Raw genomic sequence first — 25,222 nt, 5'->3', positions numbered from 1 at the left:
ACTATGAAATCTTGGAAAAAGCTTTTCGTTGCCTGTGTAGCCGCAGTGCAATTGCTCACAGTAGTACCTGTGTTCGCTGCAGAGGGGACGACGAATACTGAGGTAAGTGGTACAGTCGAAACGGATAAGTCTTCAAACACAGCGGAAGACAGCAGCAATCAGGAAGAGAATCAGCAAGACAACAAGCAAGTTTCGCAGGCACGTGTTCAATCCGTTCTACCTGGGGAATATGACAAGAATGTTGTTGTCCTAATTGCAGACAGCAATAAGATCTATCAAGATGGGATTGAATACACATCTCCACAGCCGATTACGGTCAAGAAGGGCGTTTCCTATATCGCAATTCGTTCACTGATAGATCGCTTTGGATTCAAGCTGGACTTTGATAACAAGACGAAGGAAACGATCATCAAGAACGGTGACAAAGAACTTCGTTACAAAATGGGAAGTGCAGACTATCGGGTAAACGGTGTCTCTACAAAAATGAAGGGCGCTTCTTATATTTCAAATAGCGTATTCATGGTTCCAGTTACATCCGCGATGGATGCAATGGCAATTCCATATAAGTGGGAACAAGCGTCGAAGCGCATCATCATTCAGCTTAGCGCTAAGCCAATTGCGAAGTTTAAAGTTGATCAGAAAGACATTATTGCAGGAGAGACTCGTGTTACATTCACAGATCAATCCACGCATCCACGTGGCCGGCAGATTGTTGAAGTAGATTGGGACGGGAATCAAGAAATCTATGACGAGCCAGGCACATATACGATTACACTGCGCGTACGTGATGAGGATGGGGAGTGGAGTGATCCGTATTCCCAGACAATTACGGTTACAAGACCGCATACACCGCCAGTAGCAAGCTTCCGTACGGATAAAACGACATATAAAATGGGTGAACCGATTAAATATGACGATTTGAGTACGGATGAAGAAGATACGGAATTGAAACGCGAGTGGGTGAACAAGCAACCGGCATTCTTCGAGCCGGGCGAAAAGACAATTACGCTGAAAGTAAAGAACAAGTACGGCCTTACGGCTGAAGTAAGCCAAACGATCTCCGTAACGGATGAAGTGCTGTACACGTTCGATGATTTTAACAAATTGTTCACACCACAAGGGGATAAATATCAAGTAGACGCTGGGTCTATTCTTGGTTATAAGGAAATCAAACCAAAAGTGACCGAAGAACGCCGTGCATTGTACCGCGCGAACAGTCCAGAAGAAGTATTGAAAGATGGAATCCTATATCAAGATCGCGTTGCAGGCGGAGCGCGGATTTTTGCTCACCATTTGAATTCGACCAATTATAATATGAAGTTTTACATTTTGGTCACGAACGTATCCGATGATCCGGCTACCTTGACGGTGCAGCACCAAGGCTTTGCAGGGCCTAGTCCCAGTCCGCAAGATACGGGGATGAAGGCGACAGTTCGTTATTTCCAATCATTTGAGGATGGCAAAACAACGGAAACAAAGTTGAAGCCGAATGAAACGAAAATTGTAGTACCGGAATTGAGTAATCCTACATTCAAGCCGAGAGATGTGTTTACGTTATATTCGGATTTCTACGGAGATAGTACGCTTGAATATACGATCGTAGCGCTGGATGCGAAGAAGGATGTATTAAAAGAATTCGAGAATTTGCCTCAGCTGCCGATTGACGGGAAGCATATCCGCGGAACATTCGAAAATGCCGATCGGGTGTTCACGGTGGACGAAACAGTTGGTACCAAGGAAGAACGCCTGTTAATCGCAGATAACAATAGCGATAAGTACATTACCGGATCCGACATGATGACGTTTGAAGATCGTCTAAATGCGGGCAATTATGGAGTGTTGTATCGTATCCACTTGAACAAGGTCGCGCCTAACACACTTATTGCCTTCAATTCGCGCGCAGGATCATATACGGGTGCCATATTAGTAAATGGTAAGGCGGTAAATACGCCGAATCAGGGATTGCTAAAAGGTTCGAATGAAGCAAGTGTCGTCTATCGTACAGGAGATTATGAAGAAAAGGTTGAGATTTTATTCTCTCCTGCAGCAGGCAGCAGCTTGCCGGTCAATTTCATATTCATGCCACTTCCGAAGGCGAAGTCTTAACCCAATAGGAATCTTTTTGTGCATTAGGAATAACCAGAGCACTCATTTTGTATAACATTGAGCCATTTTTTTGAGAAGGACTGTCTCCGATTTTTGTAGAATAGGGGCAGTCCTTTTTCTATACTTCGGGTTTGACTTTACCGCTAGTAATAGCGCATTATAGTAGTGACGGGTTCCACATCATAGAGGAGGGACTTCGATGCTGAAGACAGAACAAATTATAGAGAAAATGGCTGATTCAGGGATGAGGATTACGGATCAGCGTCGAACCTTAGCGAAGCTGTTCGCTGACACGAATGGATATTTAACACCTAAGGATGTATACGAATTTATGGGGAAACGCTATTCCGGCTTGAGCTTCGACACGGTATACCGCAATTTGCGAATCATGTTCGATCTAGGCGTTCTTGAGCAGGTAGTGTTCGAGGATGGAGTCAAGTTCCGCGTAACTTGTGCAGATGGGCATCATCACCATCACATGATATGTTTGCAGTGTGAGAAGACGTATCCTATCCATTTCTGCCCGATGTCGCAGACCGATGTACCTGATCAATTTCAGGTCGTTCAACATAAATTCGAAGTGTTTGGATATTGCTCTACATGCACTGATAAGGATAATTCATCATCTTCTGTACCTAACCATGATGCAGGTGGAACCGGAATATGACGGAGGATGAAGGCAAGCAATGCTGCTCCTTAAGTGAGGAACACGCTGAGTGCCAAGCTGACAAGCGTCAAATTCGACGAAGTCTAGGAACAAGGGTGGCACAGGCACCAGTTCGAGCCTACCGCAAATGGATATCACCGCTCAAACCGCCTACGTGCCGCTTCTATCCGACATGTTCCACTTATGCGATGGAAGCATTGGAAGTCCATGGGCCTGTGAAGGGCACATGGCTGACGATGAAGCGAATCGCCAAGTGCCATCCATTTCACCCTGGAGGAATAGACAAGGTTCCTCCGAAGCGTCCTTGACAGAGGGACAGTTCCTGATTTATATTTGAGGGTAGTTGTTGGATGCACATAATTGGAAATCGATATCTCCGAGGAACGGATAAGTAAGCAGAGATGCCATTTCAGAGAGCCGGTATTGCTGGGAACCGGTATGGACACTCTTCCGAACATGGTCCGGGAGGAACTGATGGTGAGCGAGTGATTGAGCTGCGAGAAGCAGGCTCTACCGTAAGCTGTTGGCGCATCATTCCCGTTAACGAATGCTTGATCGGCTACATACCGGTCACAATGAAGCCGCCTGTCGATATGTATGCAGGTGGGAAATTGGGTGGTACCACGTGAGATACAGCTCTCGTCCCAAATTGGGCGGGGGCTTTTTCTGTTTATTGAAGCTTTTGTCGAAGCTTTGATTGAAACTCTAGTGAAGTGCAAGAAAGACAACATCGGATTTGCTGCATGAAGAGGCATATGCTGAGGAGGATGAACGAACAATGAGTCAACAACGCAACACATTTTACATCACAACGCCGATCTACTATCCAAGCGACAAGCTGCATATCGGTCATGCGTACACAACTGTAGCAGGGGACGCAATGGCACGCTATAAGCGTTTGCGCGGTTTTGATGTTCGCTACTTGACGGGTACAGACGAGCATGGTCAGAAGATCGAACGCAAGGCGAAGGACGCAGGGGTAACTCCACAGCAGTTCGTTGACAACATTGTAAGTGGGATTAAGGAACTGTGGAACAAGCTGGATATCACTTATGATGACTTTATTCGCACAACTGAAGACCGTCATAAGAATGTGGTTCAGACGATTTTCGACCGCTTGGTTCAGCAAGGAGACATTTACAAGGGGACGTATGAAGGCTGGTATTGTACACCGTGCGAATCGTTCTTCACAGAACGTCAGCTCGAGAATGGCAACTGCCCGGATTGCGGCCGTTCTGTGGAACTGGTTAAGGAAGAGAGTTACTTCTTCCGCATGAGCAAATATGCGGATCGACTGTTGGAATTCTATGAAGCGAACCCAGAGTTCATTCAGCCAGAATCCCGTAAAAATGAAATGATTAACAACTTCATTAAGCCAGGCTTGGAAGACCTTGCTGTATCCCGTACGTCTTTCGATTGGGGCGTGAAGGTGAAAGACGATCCGAAGCATGTTGTTTATGTATGGATCGATGCACTGTCCAACTACATTTCCGCTCTAGGATATGGCTCGGACAATGATGAATTGTACAAGAAGTACTGGCCAGCGGATGTTCATTTGGTCGGGAAAGAGATCATTCGTTTCCATACGATTTACTGGCCGATTATGCTGATGGCGCTTGATCTTCCGCTTCCGAAGAAAGTGTTCGGACACGGCTGGCTACTGATGAAGGACGGCAAAATGTCGAAGTCCAAAGGCAATGTCGTCGATCCTGTTATGCTGATTGATCGTTACGGATTGGACGCGCTTCGTTACTACTTGCTGCGCGAGGTGCCGTTCGGATCAGATGGTACGTTTACGCCGGAAGGCTTCGTAGAACGCATTAACTTCGATTTGGCGAACGATCTTGGCAACCTGTTGAACCGCACCGTTGCAATGATCGAGAAGTACTTCGACGGCGAGATTCCTGCATATGCAGGCCAAGTTACGGCTTTCGATGGTGAAATTGCAGCCTTCGCTGCGCAGACAGTGGATAAAGTGGAAGCAGCTATGGAAGATATGGAATTCTCCGTAGCTCTGACTGCCATCTGGCAGTTCATTAGCCGTACGAACAAATACATTGATGAGACACAGCCTTGGGCACTTGCGAAGGATGAATCCAAGCGTGCAGAATTGGCTTCTGTTATGGCGCATTTGGCAGAGAGCCTGCGTATTTCCTCCATTCTGCTGCAGCCGTTCTTGACACAAGCCCCAGCGAAGGTGTGGGCTCAGCTTGGTATTGAAGCGGGAACGATTACGTCTTGGGAATCTGTTCGCACATTCGGAGCCATTCCGAACGGAACCAAGGTCGTGAAGGGTGACCCGATCTTCCCTCGTCTGGAAGTAGCTGAAGAGGTGCAAATCATCGCTGAAGCAATGAACGGAGGTAAGAAGGCAGAGCCAGCAGCTGAAGAAGCACCTGCCCAAGCTAAAGCAGACAACAGTGCTGCTGCGGCTGAGACAGGGTCGGCGAAGCCGGAGGATGCCAAAGAAGAAATCGCAATTGATGATTTTGCGAAGGTAGAGCTGCGCGTTGCACAAGTCACACATTGTGAACCTGTTCCTAAAGCAGATAAGCTGTTGCGATTGGAATTGGATATGGGCTATGAACAGCGTCAGGTTGTATCTGGAATCGCTCAATATTACAAGCCAGAAGAGCTTATCGGACGCAAAGTAATCTGTGTAGCGAATCTGAAGCCAGTGAAGCTGCGGGGTGTCTTGTCCCAAGGTATGATTTTGGCTGCTTCGAAGGACGGTCAATTGACGGTTGCGACAGTCCCAGACAGCATGCCGAATGGTGCAATTGTGAAGTAACAGAGGTTTGAACGAAATAAATAGGTGGCAGGCATACGTGGATGATTAGGGTATGAATTGCCATAGAAAAAGGCCGGGATCTAAACGATTCCGGCCTTTATTTGTTGAACGTCATTAATTCACGAAGAATAGGACGAACAGTCCTGCAAATACACAATAGAGCGAGAACCATTTTAGATTGCCGCGTGCCATAATGCCCATGAACCATTTCAAAGCGAAGTAGGATGCAACGAAGGAGCATACGAAGGCAAGCAGGTATGGAATCATCATTTGCCCCAGTGTCGGGTCTTTGATCATATCCTTCCCTTCGAGAATCATACTTCCAACGCTGACCGGAATGTACAAGAAGAAGGAGAAGCGAAGGGCAGTTTCCTGCTTCCATCCCAATGCCATCGCAGCAACGATTGTTGAGCCGGAACGGCTAATGCCGGGAATGAGTGCGACCGCTTGCGCCAGACCAACGATAAACGTTTCACCGAAGGACAGATCCTTGTCCCCCTTGCGGCCACGCAAGTTGCGTATCAGCCAGAGAGCTAATGCGGTCACGAGCAGCGTTGCGCCGATAATCTTAACACCTTTGAACACATCTGCAATCGTATCCTTAAACACGACTCCGATAATCCCTGCTGGAATCGTAGCGAGAATTAAATAAATAACGAACATGAAGTCGTCTTTCGCATCCTGAGCGCGTGTGAACAGGAAGCGGAACGTATTTACGGTAAGCCGTACGATATCTTTACGATAAATGAGCAAAATAGCTAGCAAGGAGGCAAAGTTGACGAGCACCTCAAAGCCGAGGCCTTCGATATGTAATCCGAATAATCGCTCAGCAATAACCAAATGCCCGCTTGACGATACCGGTATTGGTTCAGTGAAACCCTGCACCAATCCAAGCACGGCATATTTCAGCCATTCGATCCAATCCAAATCATTCACTCCTTAATTTATTCTTTTCGATATAGTTTTGAGCCTAACGGTAGGAATAGGCACTCTATCATATTAGTATCGTCTATCAATGATGTCAAAGAGTAACATGATAGAGAGTGCCTTACAATTTTGTCACATCTGCTTCCAATGAGTATGCAGGCAGGAAATTGGAATGGCAGAAAAGTTAGGATTGACAAGGGAGAGAAGCCTTTTTATAATCTTAATAGTAATCATTACGAATTACAGAAAATTAACATGCGTAACTACATAATTTGCGCAGAAGGAGTTATTCATATGAAGCTGAGAAGTAAATATAGAAGATTGCGTCATTCCTTGTTGACCCTGTGCTGCTTCGCATTGGTGTTGGCAGGATGTACACAAGGTTCTCAATCCGGTATTGTAGAAGGGAAACTTAATGTTGTTACGAGCTTTTATCCGATTGCCTTTCTGACAGAACAAATTGGCGGCGAACATGTAAATACCATCAATCTCATTCCAACTGGGATTGAGCCACACGATTGGACACCAAAAAGCCGTGACCTGCATAACGCATCGAATGCCCAGCTGTTGCTCGTCAATGGTGCAGGCTTCGAAACATGGCTGGACGATTTTTTGAAAGGCTTGGATTCCTCGTCTAATGTGAAGACACTTGAGGTAAGCAAGGGCATTCCTCTCATTGAGGCAGATGGAAGCGAGCACGAGCATCACGAAGGAGAAGGCGATGCTTCCGAACATGCGCATGAACACGAACATGGCAGCACAGATCCGCACACGTGGGTGAGTCCAAAATCCGCATTGACGATGGCAAGCAATGTTAAGGATGCACTCGTTCAAGCCGATGGTGCGCATAAGGGTGAATATGAAGCAAATTATAAGCAGCTAAAGTCGAAAATTGAATCCGTAGATAAGTTATATACGGAGAAGCTAAGCTCGCTGAAGCAGCGTGAGATAGTGGTATCCCATCATGCATTTGGATACTTGTGCCGGGATTATGGATTGACGCAGCATGCAATTATGGGCATTACGCCTGATGCTGAACCAAGAGCGCAAGATTTGGTGAAGCTCTCGAAGCTGGTGAAGGAGAAGGGGTTAAAGTACGTATTCTTTGAGGAGCTTGTATCGGATCAATTAGCGAATACACTGGCTGGTGAAGCGGGTGTGAGCACACTTGTATTGAACCCGCTTGAAGGCTTAACGAAGCAGCAAGCAGATCAAGGGGACAATTACGTAACGCTCATGGAACGCAATTTGCAAAATCTCCTTGTCGCGCTACAATAAATGAGGAACGGATCAAAGTCCGTTACCGAGAGTTGCACGGCTGGACGGTTCGTGCAAGGAAGAGAGAGGGCACAATGAGCACAATGATGAATATGACGGACACCTGCCATAACCAGGTGATTTCAATAGAGGATGTTGGCTTCAGCTATGAAGGACAGACGGTTCTGCGCAATGTCAACTTCACTGTATATGAGCGGGATTTTGTAGGTGTTATCGGCACGAATGGCGCTGGCAAGACGACGCTCCTGCGACTGATGGTCGGTTTGCTGAAGCCCACCTCAGGGCAAATTAAGCTGTTCGGAACGCCGATCAATCGGTTCAAGGAATGGGATCGGATTGGGTATGTGCCGCAGAAGAATTCCTTTAATCCATTATTTCCAGCGACTGTGATGGAGGTCGTACAATCCGGCATGTACAATCGCCGGCGAATGTTCCGACGGCTGAAGCAGGAGGAAATCAATCAATGCCGTGATGCGATGCGTGTGATGCGGGTTGAGGACTTGGCGGATAAGCGCATCGGGCAGTTATCGGGGGGGCAGCAGCAGCGGGTATTTCTAGCGCGAGCGATGGTGAATAAGCCTGAACTGCTCATATTGGATGAGCCTACAGTTGGGATCGACACGGAAACGCAAAACGATTTCTTCAACCTGCTGCAGCATTTACATGAACATCACCATATGACCTTCATTATGGTTTCTCATGATATGGATCTTGTGAATTCATGGCTTGGCTGTGATCCGAAGGGGACATGCGGCAAGCTGAACTTCTATGTGAGGCATTCGCACAATGTGCAATGTTCAGAGCCGGATCTATCGCACGGTATACTCTAAGAGGTTGTTCAAAAAGTCCGCTTTTGATCACGAAGTAAATCATGAGGTGGACTCAACATCGAAAGTTGAATTCAGCCGGGCCTAAGCAGATGCTTACGAAGTATGTTTCCTGCGGAAACATCTCAGGTGCTCATGTACCCAAAACGTACACTCCGCTCCTCAGGCCCTAGCTTCATCCAAATGAGGCGTTTTGAAAAAACGCACATCGGAAGCATAAGCTTCGGTGCTGAAAACCGACCTTTTTGAACACGCACAATAAGAAAGACTGCTCCTTGCTTAGCATGGAATTGAATTAAAGGGGACGTTGTCATTGCTGGACATCATACAATCTGATTTTTTTATACGCGCATTGATCGGGGGATTATTAATTGGCGCCATAGGCCCGCTTATGGGAATGTTTCTTGTGCTGCGTCGGTTGTCCATGATAGGGGATACCCTCGCGCATGTGACAATCGCTGGGGTAGCACTTGGGTTTCTGCTCGGCGTGTATCCGCTGGCCATGGGGCTTGTATTCGCGCTTGTGGGTGCGATTGCGATTGAGAAGCTTCGCAAAGCTTACAAAACGTACGCTGAGCTCTCCATTGCTGTCATCATGTCAGGCGGTGTTGCGCTGGCATCGCTCTTTTTTACGCTAGGAATGAACTTTAGCGCGAATGTGAACAATTATTTGTTCGGAAGTATTTATACTCTGAATGGCACTGACTTGATCGTAGTTGGGGTTGTAACCCTTATCGTTGTCGTATTTCTGCTCCTCTTCTTCAAGGAAATGTTTTTGCTTACCTTTGATGAAGATGCAGCTGCGGTAAATGGTCTTCCGGTACGAATGCTTAATATTGCCGTCACGGTGCTGACCGCGCTCGTAATTAGTGCAGCCATCAAAATTGTAGGCGCACTTCTCGTCTCGGCCTTATTAACGATCCCAGTAGCCATTAGTCTGTTTGTAGCCAAGGGATTCAAGCAGTCAGTTATCGTATCAGTGCTTGTAGCCGAAGCTGCTGTCGTTGGCGGGCTGCTGACCGCAGGGATTTGGAATTTAGCGCCAGGGGCTACGATTGTCCTATTGCTCATTGCCGTGTTAATATTGACATTGATAGCAAGAAGAGGAATTCGGGTGTGATACAGCGCCCATCTTCTTCCTGTTAGGGCAATCGACTAATACGGGGAGGCGAAGCGGTTGGGTCATATTACGGTGTGGATAGCTTTCTGGGCGGGATTTGTATCCTTTATATCTCCATGCTGTTTGCCGTTATATCCATCTTACATTTCGATCATTACGGGGATGTCGGTGAGTCAATTAAAGGATAAGCAGAATAAGCGCGAGGTTAGATGGCGCACAATGACTCACACGTTGTTTTTCATTTTAGGGATCAGTGTTGTGTTCTATACACTTGGTCTGGGCGCTACACTGCTCGGTTCTTACTTGGCTGAATATCGAGATTTGATTCGTCAGATTTCGGCTATTTTCATTCTCATTATGGGGCTTGTGCTCATCGGTGTATTCAAGCCTCAACTCTTAATGAAGGAACGGAAGCTGGATTTTGGACAGAAGAGCGGATACTTAGGCTCCTTTTTGTTCGGGATGGGCTTCTCCGCAGGCTGGTCGCCTTGCATTGGCCCAATTTTGACTGCCATCATTTCATTAAGTGCATCTGAGCCAAGCACAGGAATGTTAATGATTACCGCCTATTGTATTGGTTTTGGTTTACCATTCTTTATTCTATCCTTCTTCATTGGCTCAACTCGATGGCTTACGAAATATTCGGGCGTCATGATGAAGGTAGGCGGGGCAATTATGATCGTGATGGGGATACTCTTGTTCACCGATCATTTGAGTCAGCTAAATATTTGGCTGCAGCAGATTACCCCAGAGTGGATGAGAAGACTGACATAACTGACAGAACCTACATAATTAAATCATATCTACCGTGACCGCTGCCGTCTAATTTCATAGATGGAGCGGTCTTTCTATGAATTTCCACAGATCGCAGCTATGGTAAATGTCGAGCAAAACAGGTCTAAGGTTGAACTTGATCTCGAAACCATGTAAACTTAAAGATACACGATTATTTCCGTATATGAATATGCATGCTTCATTTCCCGCTAAGGGAAAGTAATCTTTATTGATGTGAAATGAGGAACATATTGAAGCAGGAAGCGCTTTTGGACAAGTCGTGTAACGTGGAAGGAAATGAGGGACGCTTGATGCCTACACCAAGCATGGAAGACTATTTGGAACGTATCTATAAACTGATTGACGAGAAAGGATATGCTCGCGTATCCGATATCGCAGAAGGATTGGAAGTGCACCCTTCTTCTGTGACGAAGATGATTCAGAAGCTCGATAAGGACGATTATCTTATTTATGAGAAATATCGCGGGCTCGTGCTGACTAGCAAGGGGAAGAAGATCGGCAAGCGATTGGTGGATCGCCATCAGCTGCTCGAAGACTTCTTAACCTTGATCGGTGTAGCCGACGAGCATATTTATACAGACGTAGAAGGAATCGAGCATCACCTGAGCTGGAACTCGATTACATGCATCGAAACACTTGTTGAATACTTCCGCAGAGACCCTCAGCGCCTGCAAGCGCTTCGTGATTTGCGCAGTGAATTGGATAATGAATCGTAAAACATCTGTTTTTTGCGAAACAGATGTTTTATTTTTTGCGTCTAATAGTTGAGGGGAAATGATATTGACTCATTTTCTCGTTCAACATGGACAAGGGAGATGGAAAAAAGAATGATGAATCACGCGAAAAAAGTACTTCTCGGCACATTTGCTGCTGTTATGCTAAGTACGCTTATGCCGCAAATGGGGAATGCGGCCAGCAATGACATTCGAATATTGATGAACAATAAGCAGCTTCAAACGGATGTAGCTCCTTATTTGGTGCCAGGCAAGAATGTGACGATGCTGCCATTCCGAGCAGTAGGGGAAGCTACTGGTGCAACTGTAGGTTGGGATCAGGCGAATCGCCAGGTTGAGTTCCGGAAGGATGGACATACCATACGCTTGACGATTGGCGACAGCAATGCGGAAGTGGATGGGCAACATGTGGAGCTCGACGTATCTGCCTCCATGCGTGGTGAACGAACGATGGTTCCGCTTCGCTTCATCAGTGAAAGTGTTGGATTGAAGGTGGATTGGAATCAGCGAGAACGTATTATTACAATTGTCTCTGAGGGTGGCGAAGCAGCCTCTGAAGATGGCGAAGCGATCCATGCGGAATCGATGAGAGGAACGTGGATATCGACTGTCTACAATATTGATTGGCCGCAGGATCCGAAGAAGTCAGGCTTCAATGCGGAACGTCAGAAGCAGCAGTATACAAGCATGCTGGACAAGCTCCAAAAGGCAGGAATCAACGCTGTATTCGTACAGGTGCGCCCAACTTCAGATGCCTTCTATCCTTCGAAGCTGCTTCCTTGGTCGGAATGGCTGACAGGAACGCAAGGCAAGGATCCAGGATATGACCCATTGAAATTCATGGTAGAAGAGACACATAAGCGCGGCATGCAGTTCCATGCATGGTTTAACCCTTACCGTGTAAGTGTACAAGGAGATGTATCCAAGCTGGTTAATGGTCATCCCGCGAAGGAGCATCCAGACTGGGTTGTAAAGCACCAGAACAAGCTTATCTATAATCCAGGCGTCCCAGAAGCTCGTCAGTTTGTGCTTGATTCCATCATGGAAGTTGTCAATAACTATGATATCGATGGCGTGCATCTGGACGATTACTTCTATCCATATGGCGAAGACAAGGAATCATTTAAGGATAATGATACATATGAACGCTACAACAAGATGTTCAATAACAAGGGAGATTGGCGTAGAAATAATGTGAATGAGTTCGTTGAATCCCTGTACAAGCAGATTAAGTCGGCGAAGCCGAATGTACAATTTGGTATAAGTCCGTTCGGAGTATGGCGCAACTCCAGCGCAGATCCAACCGGATCAGCAACGAAGGCGGGACTGAGCAGCTATGACAATCTGTATGCAGATACAAGAACATGGATCAAGAATCATTGGATCGATTATATTGCACCTCAAGTGTATTGGCACATCGGCCACAAGGCTGCGTCCTACGACACGTTAGTGAATTGGTGGGTCAAAGAAACGGCAGGCACTGGGGTGGACCTATTTATTGGACACGCTGCCTATAAGCTTGCGGATGCAAATGAAACGGACTGGAACAGTGCAGATGTACTTATTAAGCAGTTGGAGTTCAATTCGCGAATTGATGCGGTAGCGGGCAGTATATTCTTCAGCGCTGCTGATCTGGTAAGAAATACGAAGCAGGTATCCGATAAACTTCAACAGTATTACGAGGAAAAATAGAAGAAAGCCATAATTCAGAAATTATACCTTTCATACATTCATATCCCCTCCTGCATGAGCATACATACAAGAAGAAGCAGTATGTGTGCGAGGAGGGGTATCCCGTGCGTATCAATGCGGTATTCGAAGGCGGGGGAGTCAAGGGGATATCGTTAGTTGGTGCAGTCCATTCAGCCGAGCAGCACGGGATGACATTCAACCGTGTCGCGGGCACGTCATCGGGTTCGATTGTAGCCTCATTTCTTGCCGCTGGCTATACTGCCGAAGAGATGGAACGGCTCATATTAGAAATGCCTTTCTCATCCTTCTTACAGCGTGCTCCAATTTTCCAGATTAAATGGATAGGGTCAGCCATGCGGCTGCTGTGGAAAAAGGGGCTATATTCAGGTGAAGCACTGGAGAAATGGGTGCATGATTGCCTGTTGAAGAAAGGGATTCGTACGTTTGGGGATTTGAAGAAGGAACAGCTAAGAATCATCGCCTCGGACATTACGAATGGGAGGTTGATGGTTCTCCCTGACGATATTGCGAACTACGGGATAGACCCAGAATCATTCCTCGTAAGCAAGGCGATACGGATGAGCACAAGCATTCCTTACTTCTTCGATCCGGTGATTTTACGAGCTCCATTTGAGGTGAAGAATGGCCGAACGAAGAAGTTTGCTGATCAATTCTCTTATATCGTGGATGGTGGGATGCTCTCTAACTTCCCGCTATGGCTGTTCGATGACGATATTGACCCGCGTACAAGTCGTCTGATTCCAACGATCGGTTTTCAAATGGTAGGAATGCAGTCTGGCCAGCCCCATCAGATTACGGGTCTCATCACGATGCTTCAGGCCATGGTATCCACCATGATCTCGGCACATGACCAGCGCTATATCGATAAGCAGAACCGCTTCCGTACGATCAAGATCCCTACACTGGGTATCGGAACAACTGACTTTGATTTAACCGTTGAGCAGAGCATGGCATTATATGAGTCAGGCGAGAAAGCGGGTAACGCCTTCTTCGAACAGTGGACGAGGGACGCTTATGAGAAGATGTATAAGGTGCTTTGTTGCGGGAAGACGAAGATATAACCAAAAAACAGCGCTTGGATGAAGGAAACTCATCTACGCGCTGTTTTCTTTATTTAGTCTGTTGTCTGTTCTCATCCTTAGCCTTGTTGCCCTCAATGACCGTAAGTTTTGCTTGGGATCGAGGTCGTATGCGCTTCTTGGCTTGAGACGCACGTGCTGCTTTCAGCTTCGCCTCCGTACGAGGTGAGACCTTCACCTTGACGCTCTTCTTCGGCCCAAATCGATAGACGAGGAATACAACGGCAATGATGGCGACGGGAATTAGAATGGATATAGGATCTCGAGTGAAGCTGCTAACGATTCCGATTCCAACCAACACAGCCATGAGGAGCATAAACCATCGCGGCAGTCGAGCCATCGTCATCATTCCCTTCTTGTCATAGTGTTGATGTAGAATTAAGATACAGCCTGTTTAGGCTGTAATTCGCGATCAAGCTCACACATGCGATTGAAGGAAGCAATCGACACTTCCACCTGATCATCTGTAGGTTCCTTCGTTGTGAGCAGTTGCAGCCACAGTCCAGGATACCCAAGCCAGCGAAGCACAGGCACATTCCGCAGGGCATTCGTTAATCGCAGGAACTCGTAGGATACGCCCATGACGACAGGAATCAACAGGAGCCTTGGATAAATGCGTTCCCATAAATTATCATATGGGATAAAGGAGTAAATAACGACTCCAACGATGACGGACAAAATAATAAAACTACTGCCGCAGCGATAATGCAGCGTGCTGAACTTCTGTACGTTCTGTACCGTTAGATCTACACCGGCTTCATATGCGGTAATTACCTTATGCTCAGCGCCATGATATTGGAACAGACGCTTGACAATAGGAGTCTTGGAAATTAGCCACAAATACCCGAGAAGGAACGCAATTTTAATGACGCCTTCAACGACAGTATGGATCACGATATTATTGAAGGCCGACCCGAAAATGAGTTCTTCAATGACAACTGGAACGGTTGTGAAAATAATTTTACTAAAGATAAGCGATAAAATTCCGACTACTGCTACCCCGACGATCATCGCAAGGTTCCATTTGGAGTCTTTGCCTGCCTCAGCAGCTTCAATTCCTTCTTCATCCTCGGCGTATTTCTCTGCAGCGTAGTTTAAGTGCTGATATCCCTTAGCACTGGCATCGAATATGCCAACAATCCCTCGGAGCAGCGGGATTCTTTTTAGCTTGGCAACCCATGCTTTATCTTTCTTTGGTACTTCGTAGAACGTAATGGATTTATCTTTGCGACGGACAGCCGTCACATTGACGTGCTTGCCGCCGAACATTACGCCTTCAATTACGGCCTGTCCACCGTAAATGGATTTCTGATCTGACAATTACTTCACCATCCCCATCTTGATTGCATTCCGCTTTGCGTGTGTACCGAAGGTGCCTCAAGTAAGAGGCACTTCACGATTTTGAAATAATAATAATTTTATTGTAGCGAATTTTGCTGGCGTTTTCCACACCATGATTGTAATCCGCCTAGGTTGGAGCATACTACATACACGTTGAGATGATCACAATTGGGAGGAATGGCAATGAATGAAAGGCAAGCAAGGGCGGAACGTAAGAAGAATCCTACTGACCCATTATCGTTTTCTGTGCAAATCGGTTTTTTTGCCGGGCTGATATGGGGCGGGATACGTTGGCTCGCTTATACTTTCCACTTTACTTCGGTGATCCCTGGGATGATTGCGGAACCTTTTTACCCGCATAAATATTTGATCACTACCCAAGGCCAGCTAGTAGGATGGGGCGCATTCATTTTATTTTCAATCGCAGCTTCCATACTATATACACTTTTCCTACGGAAAGTACCTGGTCCGTACCCTGGGATTCTATATGGGATAGTATGGTGGGTTCTATTATATGTTGCACCCGGGCCTATGCTTGGTCTCGTGCATCCAGTATGGAGGACAACATGGAACACGATATGGACAGAATCCTGTATCATGCTTGTCTGGGGATTATTCATCGGCTATACGGTAGCAACGGAGTTCAATAATGAACAGGAGCGTGAACCCGATGAGGCAGAGCGTCTCAAAATGAAGGGGGGATCGGGCTATACCAGCGGTGGAGGACAGGGATCTGGGAAGTCAGGAAATAGAGGGCCTGACCGTGTACCCAGCGACGGAGTTGTTCATTCAGCAGCAAGAAGTGATTCTGGGGAAGAGGCGCATGAATACCCAGAGCGACGCAAGCCTAAACCGATCATGTAGCTAAATGCGCGATGTCATGCGGGTTTTGCTGTATTGACGCTTCTCATTTTCTGCATCGTATGTTAAAATACGTGAGGATTCGTCTGTTGACGGTACGCTTGAGAGGTGGAATCATCATGGCTTGTTACTTGTTATTGAACGGACCGAACTTGAATATGCTCGGCATTCGCGAGCCTGGTGTCTACGGGAGCGAATCGTTGGCTGCGATTGAAGCACGGCTTACAGAGATGGCTGCATCTTGGGCCGTTTCACTGGAATGCTACCAGAGCAATCATGAAGGAGCGCTCATAGACCGTATCCATGAGGCATATGGGACATGCGACGGTATTGTCATTAATCCGGGAGCACTTACGCATTACAGCTATGCATTGCGAGATGCATTAAGTGCAGTTCGCATTCCGACAGTGGAAGTTCATATGTCCAACATACATAAGCGGGAAGAGTTCCGGCATGTGTCTGTAACCGCTCCTGTAGTGGTAGGACAAATTGCGGGATTCGGAGCATTAAGCTATGAGTTGGGATTGTCTGCACTGCATCAGTATGTATCCTCACAACGGGCAGAAGGTCAATCTCAAGGGTGACGGAACAATGCAAAGTCGGGAGATGATGAGAAGATGAGCCAATCACGTTTGACTCGTTTAAGAGAAGCAATGGGGATGAAAGGCTTGGAAGCCATGTTCATCACAAGTGCGGTGAACCGTCGTTACATGACAGGATTTACAGGTTCATCCGGCTATGTGCTGATTACGCAAGACCGCGCAGTGCTGCTGACGGATTTCCGCTATATGACACAGGCGCCGCAGCAAGCTGTTGATTATGACGTTGTTGAACACGGCGCGAAGATGACAGATACGCTGAAGCAGCTTCTGTCTGATATGCATATTAGTCGTCTAGGGTTCGAACAGGATCACGTCGCATTCGCAACTTATACAGGATATCAAGGACAGCTCGAAGGCATCGAACTTGTACCTGTATCTGGGCTGATCGAAGATCTTCGCATGATTAAGGATGAGGGAGAATTGGCGATTATGCGCGATGCTGCTCAGCTCGCGGATCGTACATTCAGCCACATTCTGAACTTCCTCAAGCCAGGCGTATCCGAGAAGGATATTGCGCTTGAGATGGAATTCTTCATGCGTAAGAATGGAGCAACATCGAGCTCCTTCGATACGATTGTTGCATCTGGCGAACGATCCGCATTGCCGCATGGTGTTGCAAGTGATCGCATCATCCAAGGCAACGAGTTCATTAAGCTTGACTTCGGTGCTTTGTACAATGGGTATTGCTCAGACATTACACGTACGGTAGTACTGGGTAAGCCGACTGACAAGCATCATGAAATTTATAACATTGTTCTTGAAGCACAGATGAATGCAATTCAACATATTCGTCCGGGGATGACTGGACGCGAGGCAGATGCCTTAACTCGTGACATCATTAAGGGTTACGGATATGGTGACCATTTCGGACACAGCACCGGTCATGGCTTGGGTATGGAAGTTCATGAAAATCCAAGATTGGCATTCGGAAGCGATACGGTGTTAACTCCCGGTATGACCGTTACGGTGGAGCCTGGTATCTATATTCCGGGATTCGGCGGTGTACGTATCGAAGACGATATTGTGATTACGGAAGACGGGATTGAAATAATAACACAATCAACGAAACAACTGCTCGTATTAGACATGTAGTGACGGGCGCAGTTCAGTAGATATCTAACCGATACACTGAGCATCGAACGTATTTCATTACGGTTAATCGGGGTTGCCATGCATGTAGGAGGGAATTTAGAGTGATTTCAGTAAACGATTTTAAAACAGGTTTGACGGTAGAAGTAGATGGAGATATCTTTACAGTCTTGGATTTCCAACACGTTAAGCCAGGTAAAGGTGCTGCGTTCGTACGCTCCAAATTGAAAAACTTGCGTAACGGCAACGTTACGGAGAAGACGTTCCGTGCAGGTGAAACAATCGGCCGTGCGCAAATCGATAACCGCGAAGTACAATACCTGTACAACAGTGGTGAAGAGTATACATTCATGGACAATGAGTCCTACGACCAATTCTCCTTGGACAAGAGCCAATTGGAATGGGAATTGAACTTCTTGAAAGATAACATGATCGTTAACATCGTAAGCTATAAAGGTGAAATCCTTGGTATCAACATGCCGAACAACGTTGAGCTTAAGGTAGTTGAGACAGAGCCAGGAGTTAAAGGCAACACGGCTCAAGGTGCAACGAAGAACGCAACAGTGGAAACTGGCTTGAACGTTCAAGTGCCACTCTTCATCAACGAAGGCGATGTACTGCTTATCGATACACGCGAAGGCAAGTACATTTCTCGTGCCTAATTATTGAATAAGATTTTTAATAAGCCCTGAGTGCCCTGTGCATTCGGGGCTTTTATAATTTAACGTACCGCATTGGTAAAATTGTGCTATAATATGCTATTAAAAGAAAGTGCAAGCATTTCTAGTTCATAGGGTGGGAGTGAGTCAGTGTGGCACTATACGTCATGAAGTTCGGAGGCAGCTCAGTAGGAGATATTGAGAGAATGAAGAGGGTTGCCAAACGAATCGTAGAAAAAAAACAAGAAGGCCACAAGTGTGTTGTTGTTGTATCAGCAATGGGAGACACGACGGACGAATTAATCGATCAATCGAAAAGCTTGAATGAGAATCCTCCTGCGCGTGAAATGGATATGCTGCTCACGACAGGCGAGCAAATCTCGGTAGCGCTGTTATCCATGGCTATCCATCAGCTTGGTCACCAGGCGATGTCTATGACCGGATGGCAGGCTGGTTTCCGAACAGACGGTACATACGGCAGGGCACGTATTGTCGACATACAGTCTGAACGGGTGAAGAATGCACTGCAGGAAGGTCAGATTGTAATTGTGGCTGGATTCCAGGGGATGTCGGAAGTCGGAGAAATAACAACATTAGGCCGTGGAGGCTCGGATACGACAGCCGTTGCGCTGGCTGCTGCTATTCAGGCGGATGTATGTGAGATTTATACGGATGTTGACGGCATATACTCTACAGATCCTCGAATCGTAAACTGTGCCCGGAAGCTGAAGGAAATATCCTATGACGAAATGCTGGAGCTGGCTCATCTAGGGGCAGCCGTACTGCACCCGCGTGCAGTAGAATACGCCAAGCACAATTCAGTGTGTCTTGTTGTTCGATCCAGCTTTAACTACAATGAGGGGACAATCGTGAAGGAGGAAGCTACAATGGAACAGGGTGTAGTCGTTAGTGGCATCGCATATGATAAGAATGTAGCGCGTATTAGCATTTTGGGCGTCGCTGATTTGCCGGGAGTATTGGCGAAGGTATTCGGAGCGCTTGCAAATGAACATATAGATGTAGATATTATTGTACAGAGCGGTGTATTAAACGGTGAGGCAGACTTCTCCTTCACGACAGCACTTGCTGATTGTGAGCGAGCAGTATCCGTTATTGAGAACATTCGCGGTGAGGTTCCATACCGTGAAGTTACATCGGAGCGAGATTTGGTGAAAATTTCGATCGTAGGGGCTGGTATGGTTAGCCATCCGGGTGTTGCTGCTAAAATGTTCGACATCATCTCCCGGACGGGAGTCAGCATTAAAATGGTGAGCACCTCTGAAATTAAAGTATCCTGTGTTGTGGCAGCTGATAACCTGCATGATATTATCCGAGCTCTTCATACAGGCTATGGCTTGGACACAATGGAGACAGCATTCGTAGGCGGTCCTCAAGACCGTAGATAATGGATGGACTGCATATTTTAGAACTTATCAATAATCCATCTGCTTATCTGCAATAATAGTGCGGTTATACCGGCAGCCATTAATGGCCCTACCGGAATGCCGCGCAGTAGAACGATCCCGATGATTGACCCAGCCACTAGGCCGACAATCATTTGCGGATCGTTTTTTAATAGCTCCAGTCCCTTGCCATTCATCGAGGTGGCAATAGCACCGCCCGCAAGTGCCATCATACCCGGCCAGGAAGATAGGGCTGACCATAGATCGTGGGTAGTGATTCGCTCTGCCGCAAAGGGAACAAGCACGGCAATGGTAAGAAATAATAACCCGAACTCCAATCCCCGACGTTCAATGGTGGGAAGATAGCGCTCTAAATGGACAAGCTTAACGATTAGCAAAATACATGCGGCAGTCGTAATAATTGGAGATCGGCTAACGAGACCTATGAGTATGAGCGTAACGAGTACAAATTCACCATTCATGTATCATGCTCCTCAAGAGAGAGTTGTTCATACCATCGTGCTGATATGCTGTAGTCATTTTCAATGTATGAACAAGCCCCTCTGCTTTAGAACATAGACCGTCTGGCGCCTTGCTCGTAATTGTGACGTTTATGATGATATAAACGGCTTCATCGTGTGGTTGTCTGTAAGAATGGGGACGAGTGAATACGTATTGACCGTTGCACAGAACTCTACATCTTTTGCGAAGCCAAGCTTGCATAGTTTCTTGCCGCCCGAACATTGTTGAAGCGCTTCTGGAATGCAATTCGCATAATACTGATAGGAGCTGTGAACGGTATATCCGACATCATTCATGGTTAGTTCGTTTGCATTACCCATACAGCGTTGCAGCTCCGCAATTATAAGTCCGGCGCATAGGCCGTCCTCGAAGGCGAATTCATCTTGTGCGCCTGAACAGAGCAATGCCACATCCTTGCGCAGTTTGCATGCAGCATGTGCGGTAGCTTGCGCATTAATGATTGCTCCGGCTAATATATAGTCTGCTTTCAATGCTTTCTGGATGGCACGCGTACCATTTGAAGTTGTTAGCACGATTCGCTTGCCTTCTATGCTGTTCGACATGTATTCATAAGGGGAGTTCCCTGCGTCGAATCCTGATATTTTTTTGCAGTAGCGTTCCCCAGCTAATACATCCTCATCTTTGGCAATTTGTTTGGCTTGGGATACCGTCTCAACGGGAATGACGCCGGAAGCACCATAATGAAGGGCAGTGATGATCGTGCTTGTTGCACGAAGTACGTCGATGACAATCACCGTGCGATGTGTCAAATCTATTGCTCGTGCCTCGTTTACGCTAAGAATGACATCGATATGCATGTTGGTTTCCCCCCCTTTTTTTTTATATTTCTGGTTACGTGTATCGAACAATTAGATCATGTATTGAGATTGAACCATGGCGCTCATTGTATCTGAACGCAGTCCTCTGCGGAGTGCTTCGAAGGCAATAATGTCATGTGGGGATACGTTGCCGATATTCGCCTGCAAACCAACCGTTCGCAAGATTTCAACCTGCTGCTCCTTGTGTGGAGCTTCCCACATCAGTCGGCTAGGCGTATGCACTGCGGAGACAATACGATTGACCAATGAGGTATCACAACTGCCGCTGCAATCATACACGCCAACCCCCACACCAGATTCTCTTCCCTCAAGTGTCATCCATTCGGCTCCGTGAGCAAGGTCTTCTGTAAAGGTCTCTACGATATCGGAGAGAACAAATGGTGTTGAATTATCCTTCTTGCCATACTCTGTACAAACAAGCAGTCCTTCCTCGCTAGCGCGGCGGATGAGCTCATTCCGCTCCTTGCGGGTTAATGTGATTGTGCCGTCCGACACCTCAACTCCCGTAAAACCAGTCACTCTCATCATATGAAAAAAAGCATCCACCATGCCTTGCGCGACAGCAATTTCTAAAAACGTACCTCCAGGAATGACAATAACATCATGACGTGCTGCGGCTTCCAGCTTGGTGCTAAGCAGAGAAAGAGGCGTAACGGCAGAGGTTCCAAACCCCAGCTTAATGACGTCGATGTGCTCGTGAGCGAGCTCCAGCATATCCGTAAATTCGCTCATTCCCATTCCTTTGTCCATGACCATCGTCATTCCCGTGGTACGCGGCTTCGCAGTACGTATTCCGCTTGGATCAATTAATCGACTCGGCCAACAGCCAACTTGGTTGTCAGTGAAGCTCATGGTTTACAATCTCCCTCATCTCATGAAGATAGTCAAACTATGAAGTCAATATATGCATACCTCACCTGACAGGTGCCTAGTTGCCTGTATGTGCGTGTTCAAAAAGGCCGGTTTTCAGCACCGAGAAAGTTGGATGAAGCCAGGGCCTGAGGAGCGGAGCGTACGTTTTGGGTACATGAGCACCGGAAGGCCCGGCTGAATTCAAGATTCGATGCCGAGTCCACTTCATGATTTACTTCGTGATCAAAAGCGGACTTTTTGAACAACCTCAATATGAGCAGCGTCTATCTGCCAGATTCTCGCAATCTACTGCTCTAAACAAGTCTTGTCCTGCATACAATGTGTCAATATGCGTATTGTACAGGCTGCGTTCACTTGGATCGCTTGATGTTTCCAATTCATGATTGTGTACAGGAGGGGAGAACGGTGACGATTGATAAGTTCGTAGCGAGTATGGCGGGACTGCGCTTTCTGTCTGGATCTCTGGAGATTGCTGTAGCCCTCATTATGTTGAAAGTAAATGATACCGAGAAGGCGCTTGCCGTTAATTCATTGCTCGCTCTTGTAGGGCCGCTCGTGCTTATTACAACGACCACAATTGGGCTGATAGGCATAGCAGACAAGTTGAACTGGACGAAGATTGCCTGGATTGTTGCTGGTGTTACGTGCTTGCTTATCGGCATTTTGAAGAAGTAGTGGACGGGGGTATAGGGATCAATCGGTACTAGTCCCACCGAGGTGCATATTTGCCGGACAAGGGTCATACATATGGGATACACAAGGTAGCACCTTATTTCCCTTAAAATAATGAGGATGACCCAAGGAGGATGGGAGAGATGAATGTATACAGCTGGTCAGCGGTGCTGCCTCCCGCGCTTCGTTCTATCTTGCTGCACTTGCCTGAACGCATCTTAGGTGAATTGGAAGAAGTGAGAATCCGACAAGAGCGCCCGCTAGAAGTCAGTGCAGCGGGGGAATTTTATTTTGTGACTAGGGAAGGCACATTGACTGATAAGCCTGATACAGCCTATCGTCCCAACCGCGAAGATAGCCTTCAATTGCTTGACTATGTAACGAATCATTCTCTGTATACGATGGAGGAAGAGCTTCGGCGTGGATTCATTACGGTAGCTGGTGGACATCGAATTGGACTAGCGGGTCGGACTGTGCTGACGCAAGGAAGGGTTAGTCATCTTCGGGATATAACGGGCTTCAACTTGCGTATTGCCCGAGAAGTAATGGGCATAGCCGACGACATTATTCCACAACTGCTTGATTTCAAGCATCGGACAATCCATAGCACACTTGTCGTATCCCCTCCACAGCATGGGAAGACAACCCTGCTGCGAGATATGGCTCGGGCTATCTCCTCTGGCTGCTGGAATCATCCACAGGCGCTCTGGAAGGCGCTTAAGGTAGGCATTGTAGATGAGCGTTCTGAAATTGCCGGTTGTACGAAGGGAGTGCCTAGTTACCATCTTGGCTATCGAACAGATGTTATAGATGGGTGCCCGAAGGCGGAAGGATTAATGATGTTTATTCGTTCTATGTCTCCCGATGTGCTTGTTGTGGATGAATTCGGCAGAGAAGAAGATTACGAAGCGATGCGAGAGGCCATACATGCTGGCGTAAGGATGATCGCATCTGTTCATGGATCGGATGCAGAGGATGTGATTCGACGTCCTGGAATGGCATCCTTGCTTGATGGAGGGGGATTTACTCGGGTTGTTACGCTGCGGAGGACAGCTAGACAGTGGCAGCGGAAGGTGTACGACGGCAAGCTGCGAGCGCTTCAGCCCAGCATCGTAGCGAATGTGCAGGGAGGAGGTGGGTACCACGTATAAATTGCTAGGAGCAGCAATTCTCGTTGCGGCTGCAGCGGGGATAGGGTGGGTACAAGCAGCTGCATATGCGGCGAGACCGAAGCAGCTTCGGCTGCTGCACCATGCACTGGCTCGATTGGAAACCGCAATAATATACGGGCACACCCCGCTATCGGCAGCATTTCACGATATTGCACAGCAAATGCCCCCTATACTGCGTGATATATTCCTCAGCGCATCACAAGCAATGGAACATTCCGCAGCACAATCATTTACGGCAAGGGAAGCTTGGGAGCAAGCGTGGGAACGATATGGCAGCAATACCTCGCTAACGAAGGATGACCTCCGAATTATTAAGGAACTTGGGTTTACGCTTGGAATTAGTGATCGAGAGGATCAGAGCAAGCATATCAAGCTTGCGATTAAGCAGCTGGAGCAAGAGGAGTGGAGCGCTCGGGAAGATCATAGCCGCTATGGAAAAATGACTCGCAGTCTTGGTGTGCTAGCTGGTTTGCTCGTTGTAATTTTGATGTATTGAGGTGCCAGATGATGAATGTAGATGTCAGCGCCATTTTTCAAATTGCCGGAATCGGTATTATCATCGCGATGATTCACACCGTGCTGAAGCAAATGGGAAAGGAAGATATGGCTCATTGGGTGACGGTCATCGGCTTTGTTGTGGTCTTGTTCATGGTCGTTCGCTTGCTGGATCACTTATTCCAAGAGATTAAAACCATCTTCTTGTTTCAATAAAATAACGGTAGGTATACAGGTCAGGTGATTTCATGGAAATCATTCAAGTTGTAGGACTCGGACTTTTAGCGACCATTCTAGTATTGGTTGTCAAAGAGCAGAAGCCGATGTTTGCGTTTATCATTTCAACCTTTGCTGGAATCGCCATTTTTCTATTCTTGATTGGGAAGATCGAAGTCGTCATTCAAGTGCTGGAGGACTTGGCCGATCGCTCGGGAATTCAGCCCATTTATTTGAAGACGATATTGAAAATGATTGGAATCGCCTACATCGCGGAGTTCGGCGCTCAAATTGTTCGGGATGCAGGACAGGATGGGATTGCATCTAAGATTGAACTTGCCGGGAAGGTGCTGATTATGGTACTGGCTATCCCGATCATAAGCGTCATTATAGAGACTGTAATGAAGCTTCTTCCTGCTTGACGTGAGGTAAGGTGGAGTG

28 protein-coding genes are annotated in these 25,222 nt (G+C 47.0%); 22 read left to right on the top strand and 6 right to left on the bottom strand.

Annotated elements, in window-relative coordinates; all coding sequences use genetic code 11:
- Nucleotides 1-3: 3 nt before the first annotated feature.
- The 5 genes from BP95_RS0120920 to metG all read left to right on the top strand — a co-directional run bounded on the left by BP95_RS0120920 (nucleotide 4) and on the right by metG (nucleotide 5,564).
- Nucleotides 4-2,106, top strand: a complete 2,103-nt coding sequence (locus tag BP95_RS0120920; RefSeq protein WP_021253015.1) for a stalk domain-containing protein — start codon at nucleotides 4-6, stop codon at nucleotides 2,104-2,106.
- A 199-nt stretch (nucleotides 2,107-2,305) separates the two neighbouring features.
- Entirely contained in the window at nucleotides 2,306-2,773 is a 468-nt protein-coding gene (locus BP95_RS0120915; RefSeq protein ID WP_021253014.1) for a Fur family transcriptional regulator, read from the top strand.
- A 71-nt stretch (nucleotides 2,774-2,844) separates the two neighbouring features.
- Nucleotides 2,845-3,081: a membrane protein insertion efficiency factor YidD gene (gene yidD / locus BP95_RS0120910; protein ID WP_028533136.1), complete on the top strand. Its 237-nt coding sequence runs from the start codon at nucleotides 2,845-2,847 to the stop codon at nucleotides 3,079-3,081.
- Between the two features lie 93 nt (nucleotides 3,082-3,174).
- Complete coding sequence (locus BP95_RS0120905; protein WP_021253012.1) at nucleotides 3,175-3,402, top strand: hypothetical protein; 228 nt, start codon at nucleotides 3,175-3,177, stop codon at nucleotides 3,400-3,402.
- Nucleotides 3,403-3,551: 149 nt separating this feature from the next.
- A complete protein-coding gene (gene metG / locus BP95_RS0120895) occupies nucleotides 3,552-5,564 on the top strand; it encodes a methionine--tRNA ligase (protein WP_021253011.1) in 2,013 nt (670 codons plus the stop codon).
- A 114-nt stretch (nucleotides 5,565-5,678) separates the two neighbouring features.
- On the opposite strand, the gene BP95_RS0120890 is transcribed toward metG, so the two are convergent.
- The gene (locus tag BP95_RS0120890) at nucleotides 5,679-6,491 is read right to left on the bottom strand and encodes an undecaprenyl-diphosphate phosphatase (RefSeq protein WP_021253010.1); all 813 of its coding nucleotides are present in this window, start codon (nucleotides 6,489-6,491) and stop codon (nucleotides 5,679-5,681) included.
- 294 nt (nucleotides 6,492-6,785) lie between these two features.
- On the opposite strand from BP95_RS0120890, the gene BP95_RS0120885 reads away from it, so the two are divergent.
- The 7 genes from BP95_RS0120885 to BP95_RS0120855 all read left to right on the top strand — a co-directional run bounded on the left by BP95_RS0120885 (nucleotide 6,786) and on the right by BP95_RS0120855 (nucleotide 14,019).
- Nucleotides 6,786-7,769, top strand: a complete 984-nt coding sequence (locus tag BP95_RS0120885; protein WP_021253009.1) for a metal ABC transporter substrate-binding protein — start codon at nucleotides 6,786-6,788, stop codon at nucleotides 7,767-7,769.
- A gap of 83 nt (nucleotides 7,770-7,852) precedes the next feature.
- Nucleotides 7,853-8,599: a metal ABC transporter ATP-binding protein gene (locus tag BP95_RS0120880; protein WP_051249872.1), complete on the top strand. Its 747-nt coding sequence runs from the start codon at nucleotides 7,853-7,855 to the stop codon at nucleotides 8,597-8,599.
- Nucleotides 8,600-8,909: 310 nt separating this feature from the next.
- Complete coding sequence (locus BP95_RS0120875) at nucleotides 8,910-9,716, top strand: metal ABC transporter permease (RefSeq protein WP_021253007.1); 807 nt, start codon at nucleotides 8,910-8,912, stop codon at nucleotides 9,714-9,716.
- Between the two features lie 57 nt (nucleotides 9,717-9,773).
- Nucleotides 9,774-10,490 (top strand): cytochrome c biogenesis CcdA family protein, encoded by a 717-nt coding sequence (locus BP95_RS0120870; RefSeq protein ID WP_021253006.1) that lies wholly within the window; start codon nucleotides 9,774-9,776, stop codon nucleotides 10,488-10,490.
- Between the two features lie 311 nt (nucleotides 10,491-10,801).
- Nucleotides 10,802-11,227, top strand: coding sequence for a transcriptional regulator MntR (mntR, locus tag BP95_RS0120865; RefSeq protein ID WP_021253005.1), 426 nt, complete (start codon nucleotides 10,802-10,804; stop codon nucleotides 11,225-11,227).
- 111 nt (nucleotides 11,228-11,338) lie between these two features.
- The gene (locus tag BP95_RS0120860; RefSeq protein ID WP_021253004.1) at nucleotides 11,339-12,937 is read left to right on the top strand and encodes a family 10 glycosylhydrolase; all 1,599 of its coding nucleotides are present in this window, start codon (nucleotides 11,339-11,341) and stop codon (nucleotides 12,935-12,937) included.
- A 104-nt stretch (nucleotides 12,938-13,041) separates the two neighbouring features.
- Nucleotides 13,042-14,019: a patatin-like phospholipase family protein gene (locus BP95_RS0120855; protein WP_021253003.1), complete on the top strand. Its 978-nt coding sequence runs from the start codon at nucleotides 13,042-13,044 to the stop codon at nucleotides 14,017-14,019.
- Between the two features lie 49 nt (nucleotides 14,020-14,068).
- Here the strand turns inward: BP95_RS0120855 and BP95_RS0120850 are convergent, their stop codons facing one another.
- Nucleotides 14,069-14,377 (bottom strand): hypothetical protein, encoded by a 309-nt coding sequence (locus BP95_RS0120850; protein ID WP_028533133.1) that lies wholly within the window; start codon nucleotides 14,375-14,377, stop codon nucleotides 14,069-14,071.
- Between the two features lie 38 nt (nucleotides 14,378-14,415).
- Nucleotides 14,416-15,306, bottom strand: a complete 891-nt coding sequence (locus BP95_RS0120845) for a DUF1385 domain-containing protein (protein WP_051249871.1) — start codon at nucleotides 15,304-15,306, stop codon at nucleotides 14,416-14,418.
- A gap of 255 nt (nucleotides 15,307-15,561) precedes the next feature.
- Here BP95_RS0120845 and BP95_RS0120840 point away from each other — a divergent pair, with 255 nt between their 5' ends.
- The 5 genes from BP95_RS0120840 to BP95_RS0120820 all read left to right on the top strand — a co-directional run bounded on the left by BP95_RS0120840 (nucleotide 15,562) and on the right by BP95_RS0120820 (nucleotide 19,995).
- Nucleotides 15,562-16,242 (top strand): YqhR family membrane protein, encoded by a 681-nt coding sequence (locus BP95_RS0120840; RefSeq protein WP_021253000.1) that lies wholly within the window; start codon nucleotides 15,562-15,564, stop codon nucleotides 16,240-16,242.
- A gap of 116 nt (nucleotides 16,243-16,358) precedes the next feature.
- Entirely contained in the window at nucleotides 16,359-16,823 is a 465-nt protein-coding gene (gene aroQ / locus BP95_RS0120835) for a type II 3-dehydroquinate dehydratase (RefSeq protein ID WP_021252999.1), read from the top strand.
- 33 nt (nucleotides 16,824-16,856) lie between these two features.
- Nucleotides 16,857-17,933: a M24 family metallopeptidase gene (locus BP95_RS0120830; protein WP_021252998.1), complete on the top strand. Its 1,077-nt coding sequence runs from the start codon at nucleotides 16,857-16,859 to the stop codon at nucleotides 17,931-17,933.
- 101 nt (nucleotides 17,934-18,034) lie between these two features.
- Nucleotides 18,035-18,592, top strand: a complete 558-nt coding sequence (gene efp, locus BP95_RS0120825; protein ID WP_021252997.1) for an elongation factor P — start codon at nucleotides 18,035-18,037, stop codon at nucleotides 18,590-18,592.
- A gap of 149 nt (nucleotides 18,593-18,741) precedes the next feature.
- On the top strand, nucleotides 18,742-19,995 hold the full coding sequence (locus BP95_RS0120820) for an aspartate kinase (RefSeq protein WP_021252996.1): 1,254 nt from the start codon (nucleotides 18,742-18,744) through the stop codon (nucleotides 19,993-19,995).
- Nucleotides 19,996-20,012: 17 nt separating this feature from the next.
- Here the strand turns inward: BP95_RS0120820 and BP95_RS0120815 are convergent, their stop codons facing one another.
- The 3 genes from BP95_RS0120815 to BP95_RS0120805 all read right to left on the bottom strand — a co-directional run bounded on the left by BP95_RS0120815 (nucleotide 20,013) and on the right by BP95_RS0120805 (nucleotide 22,205).
- Nucleotides 20,013-20,474: a DUF441 domain-containing protein gene (locus BP95_RS0120815; protein ID WP_021252995.1), complete on the bottom strand. Its 462-nt coding sequence runs from the start codon at nucleotides 20,472-20,474 to the stop codon at nucleotides 20,013-20,015.
- A 129-nt stretch (nucleotides 20,475-20,603) separates the two neighbouring features.
- Nucleotides 20,604-21,332, bottom strand: a complete 729-nt coding sequence (locus BP95_RS0120810; protein WP_021252994.1) for a 2-phosphosulfolactate phosphatase — start codon at nucleotides 21,330-21,332, stop codon at nucleotides 20,604-20,606.
- A gap of 51 nt (nucleotides 21,333-21,383) precedes the next feature.
- Nucleotides 21,384-22,205 (bottom strand): phosphosulfolactate synthase, encoded by an 822-nt coding sequence (locus BP95_RS0120805; protein WP_021252993.1) that lies wholly within the window; start codon nucleotides 22,203-22,205, stop codon nucleotides 21,384-21,386.
- A gap of 426 nt (nucleotides 22,206-22,631) precedes the next feature.
- Here BP95_RS0120805 and BP95_RS0120800 point away from each other — a divergent pair, with 426 nt between their 5' ends.
- The 5 genes from BP95_RS0120800 (at nucleotide 22,632) to spoIIIAD (ending at nucleotide 25,203) form a co-directional block, all read left to right on the top strand.
- On the top strand, nucleotides 22,632-22,901 hold the full coding sequence (locus BP95_RS0120800) for a YqhV family protein (RefSeq protein ID WP_021252992.1): 270 nt from the start codon (nucleotides 22,632-22,634) through the stop codon (nucleotides 22,899-22,901).
- 140 nt (nucleotides 22,902-23,041) lie between these two features.
- Nucleotides 23,042-24,049, top strand: coding sequence for a stage III sporulation protein AA (gene spoIIIAA / locus BP95_RS0120795; RefSeq protein ID WP_021252991.1), 1,008 nt, complete (start codon nucleotides 23,042-23,044; stop codon nucleotides 24,047-24,049).
- Entirely contained in the window at nucleotides 24,033-24,566 is a 534-nt protein-coding gene (spoIIIAB, locus tag BP95_RS0120790; protein ID WP_231515151.1) for a stage III sporulation protein SpoIIIAB, read from the top strand. The genes spoIIIAA and spoIIIAB overlap by 17 nt, the downstream gene beginning before the upstream one ends.
- An 11-nt stretch (nucleotides 24,567-24,577) precedes the next feature.
- Nucleotides 24,578-24,781: a stage III sporulation protein AC gene (gene spoIIIAC, locus BP95_RS0120785; RefSeq protein ID WP_005546700.1), complete on the top strand. Its 204-nt coding sequence runs from the start codon at nucleotides 24,578-24,580 to the stop codon at nucleotides 24,779-24,781.
- Nucleotides 24,782-24,813: 32 nt separating this feature from the next.
- A complete protein-coding gene (gene spoIIIAD, locus BP95_RS0120780) occupies nucleotides 24,814-25,203 on the top strand; it encodes a stage III sporulation protein AD (protein WP_021252989.1) in 390 nt (129 codons plus the stop codon).
- Nucleotides 25,204-25,222: the final 19 nt, after the last annotated feature.

The organism is Paenibacillus sp. UNC217MF (assembly GCF_000686865.1).
GTDB classification, from domain to species: Bacteria; Bacillota; Bacilli; order Paenibacillales; family Paenibacillaceae; genus Paenibacillus_B; species Paenibacillus_B suaedae.
The sequence above is the reverse complement of the archived record's forward strand: the minus strand, read 5'-3'. Positions and strand labels throughout refer to the sequence as shown.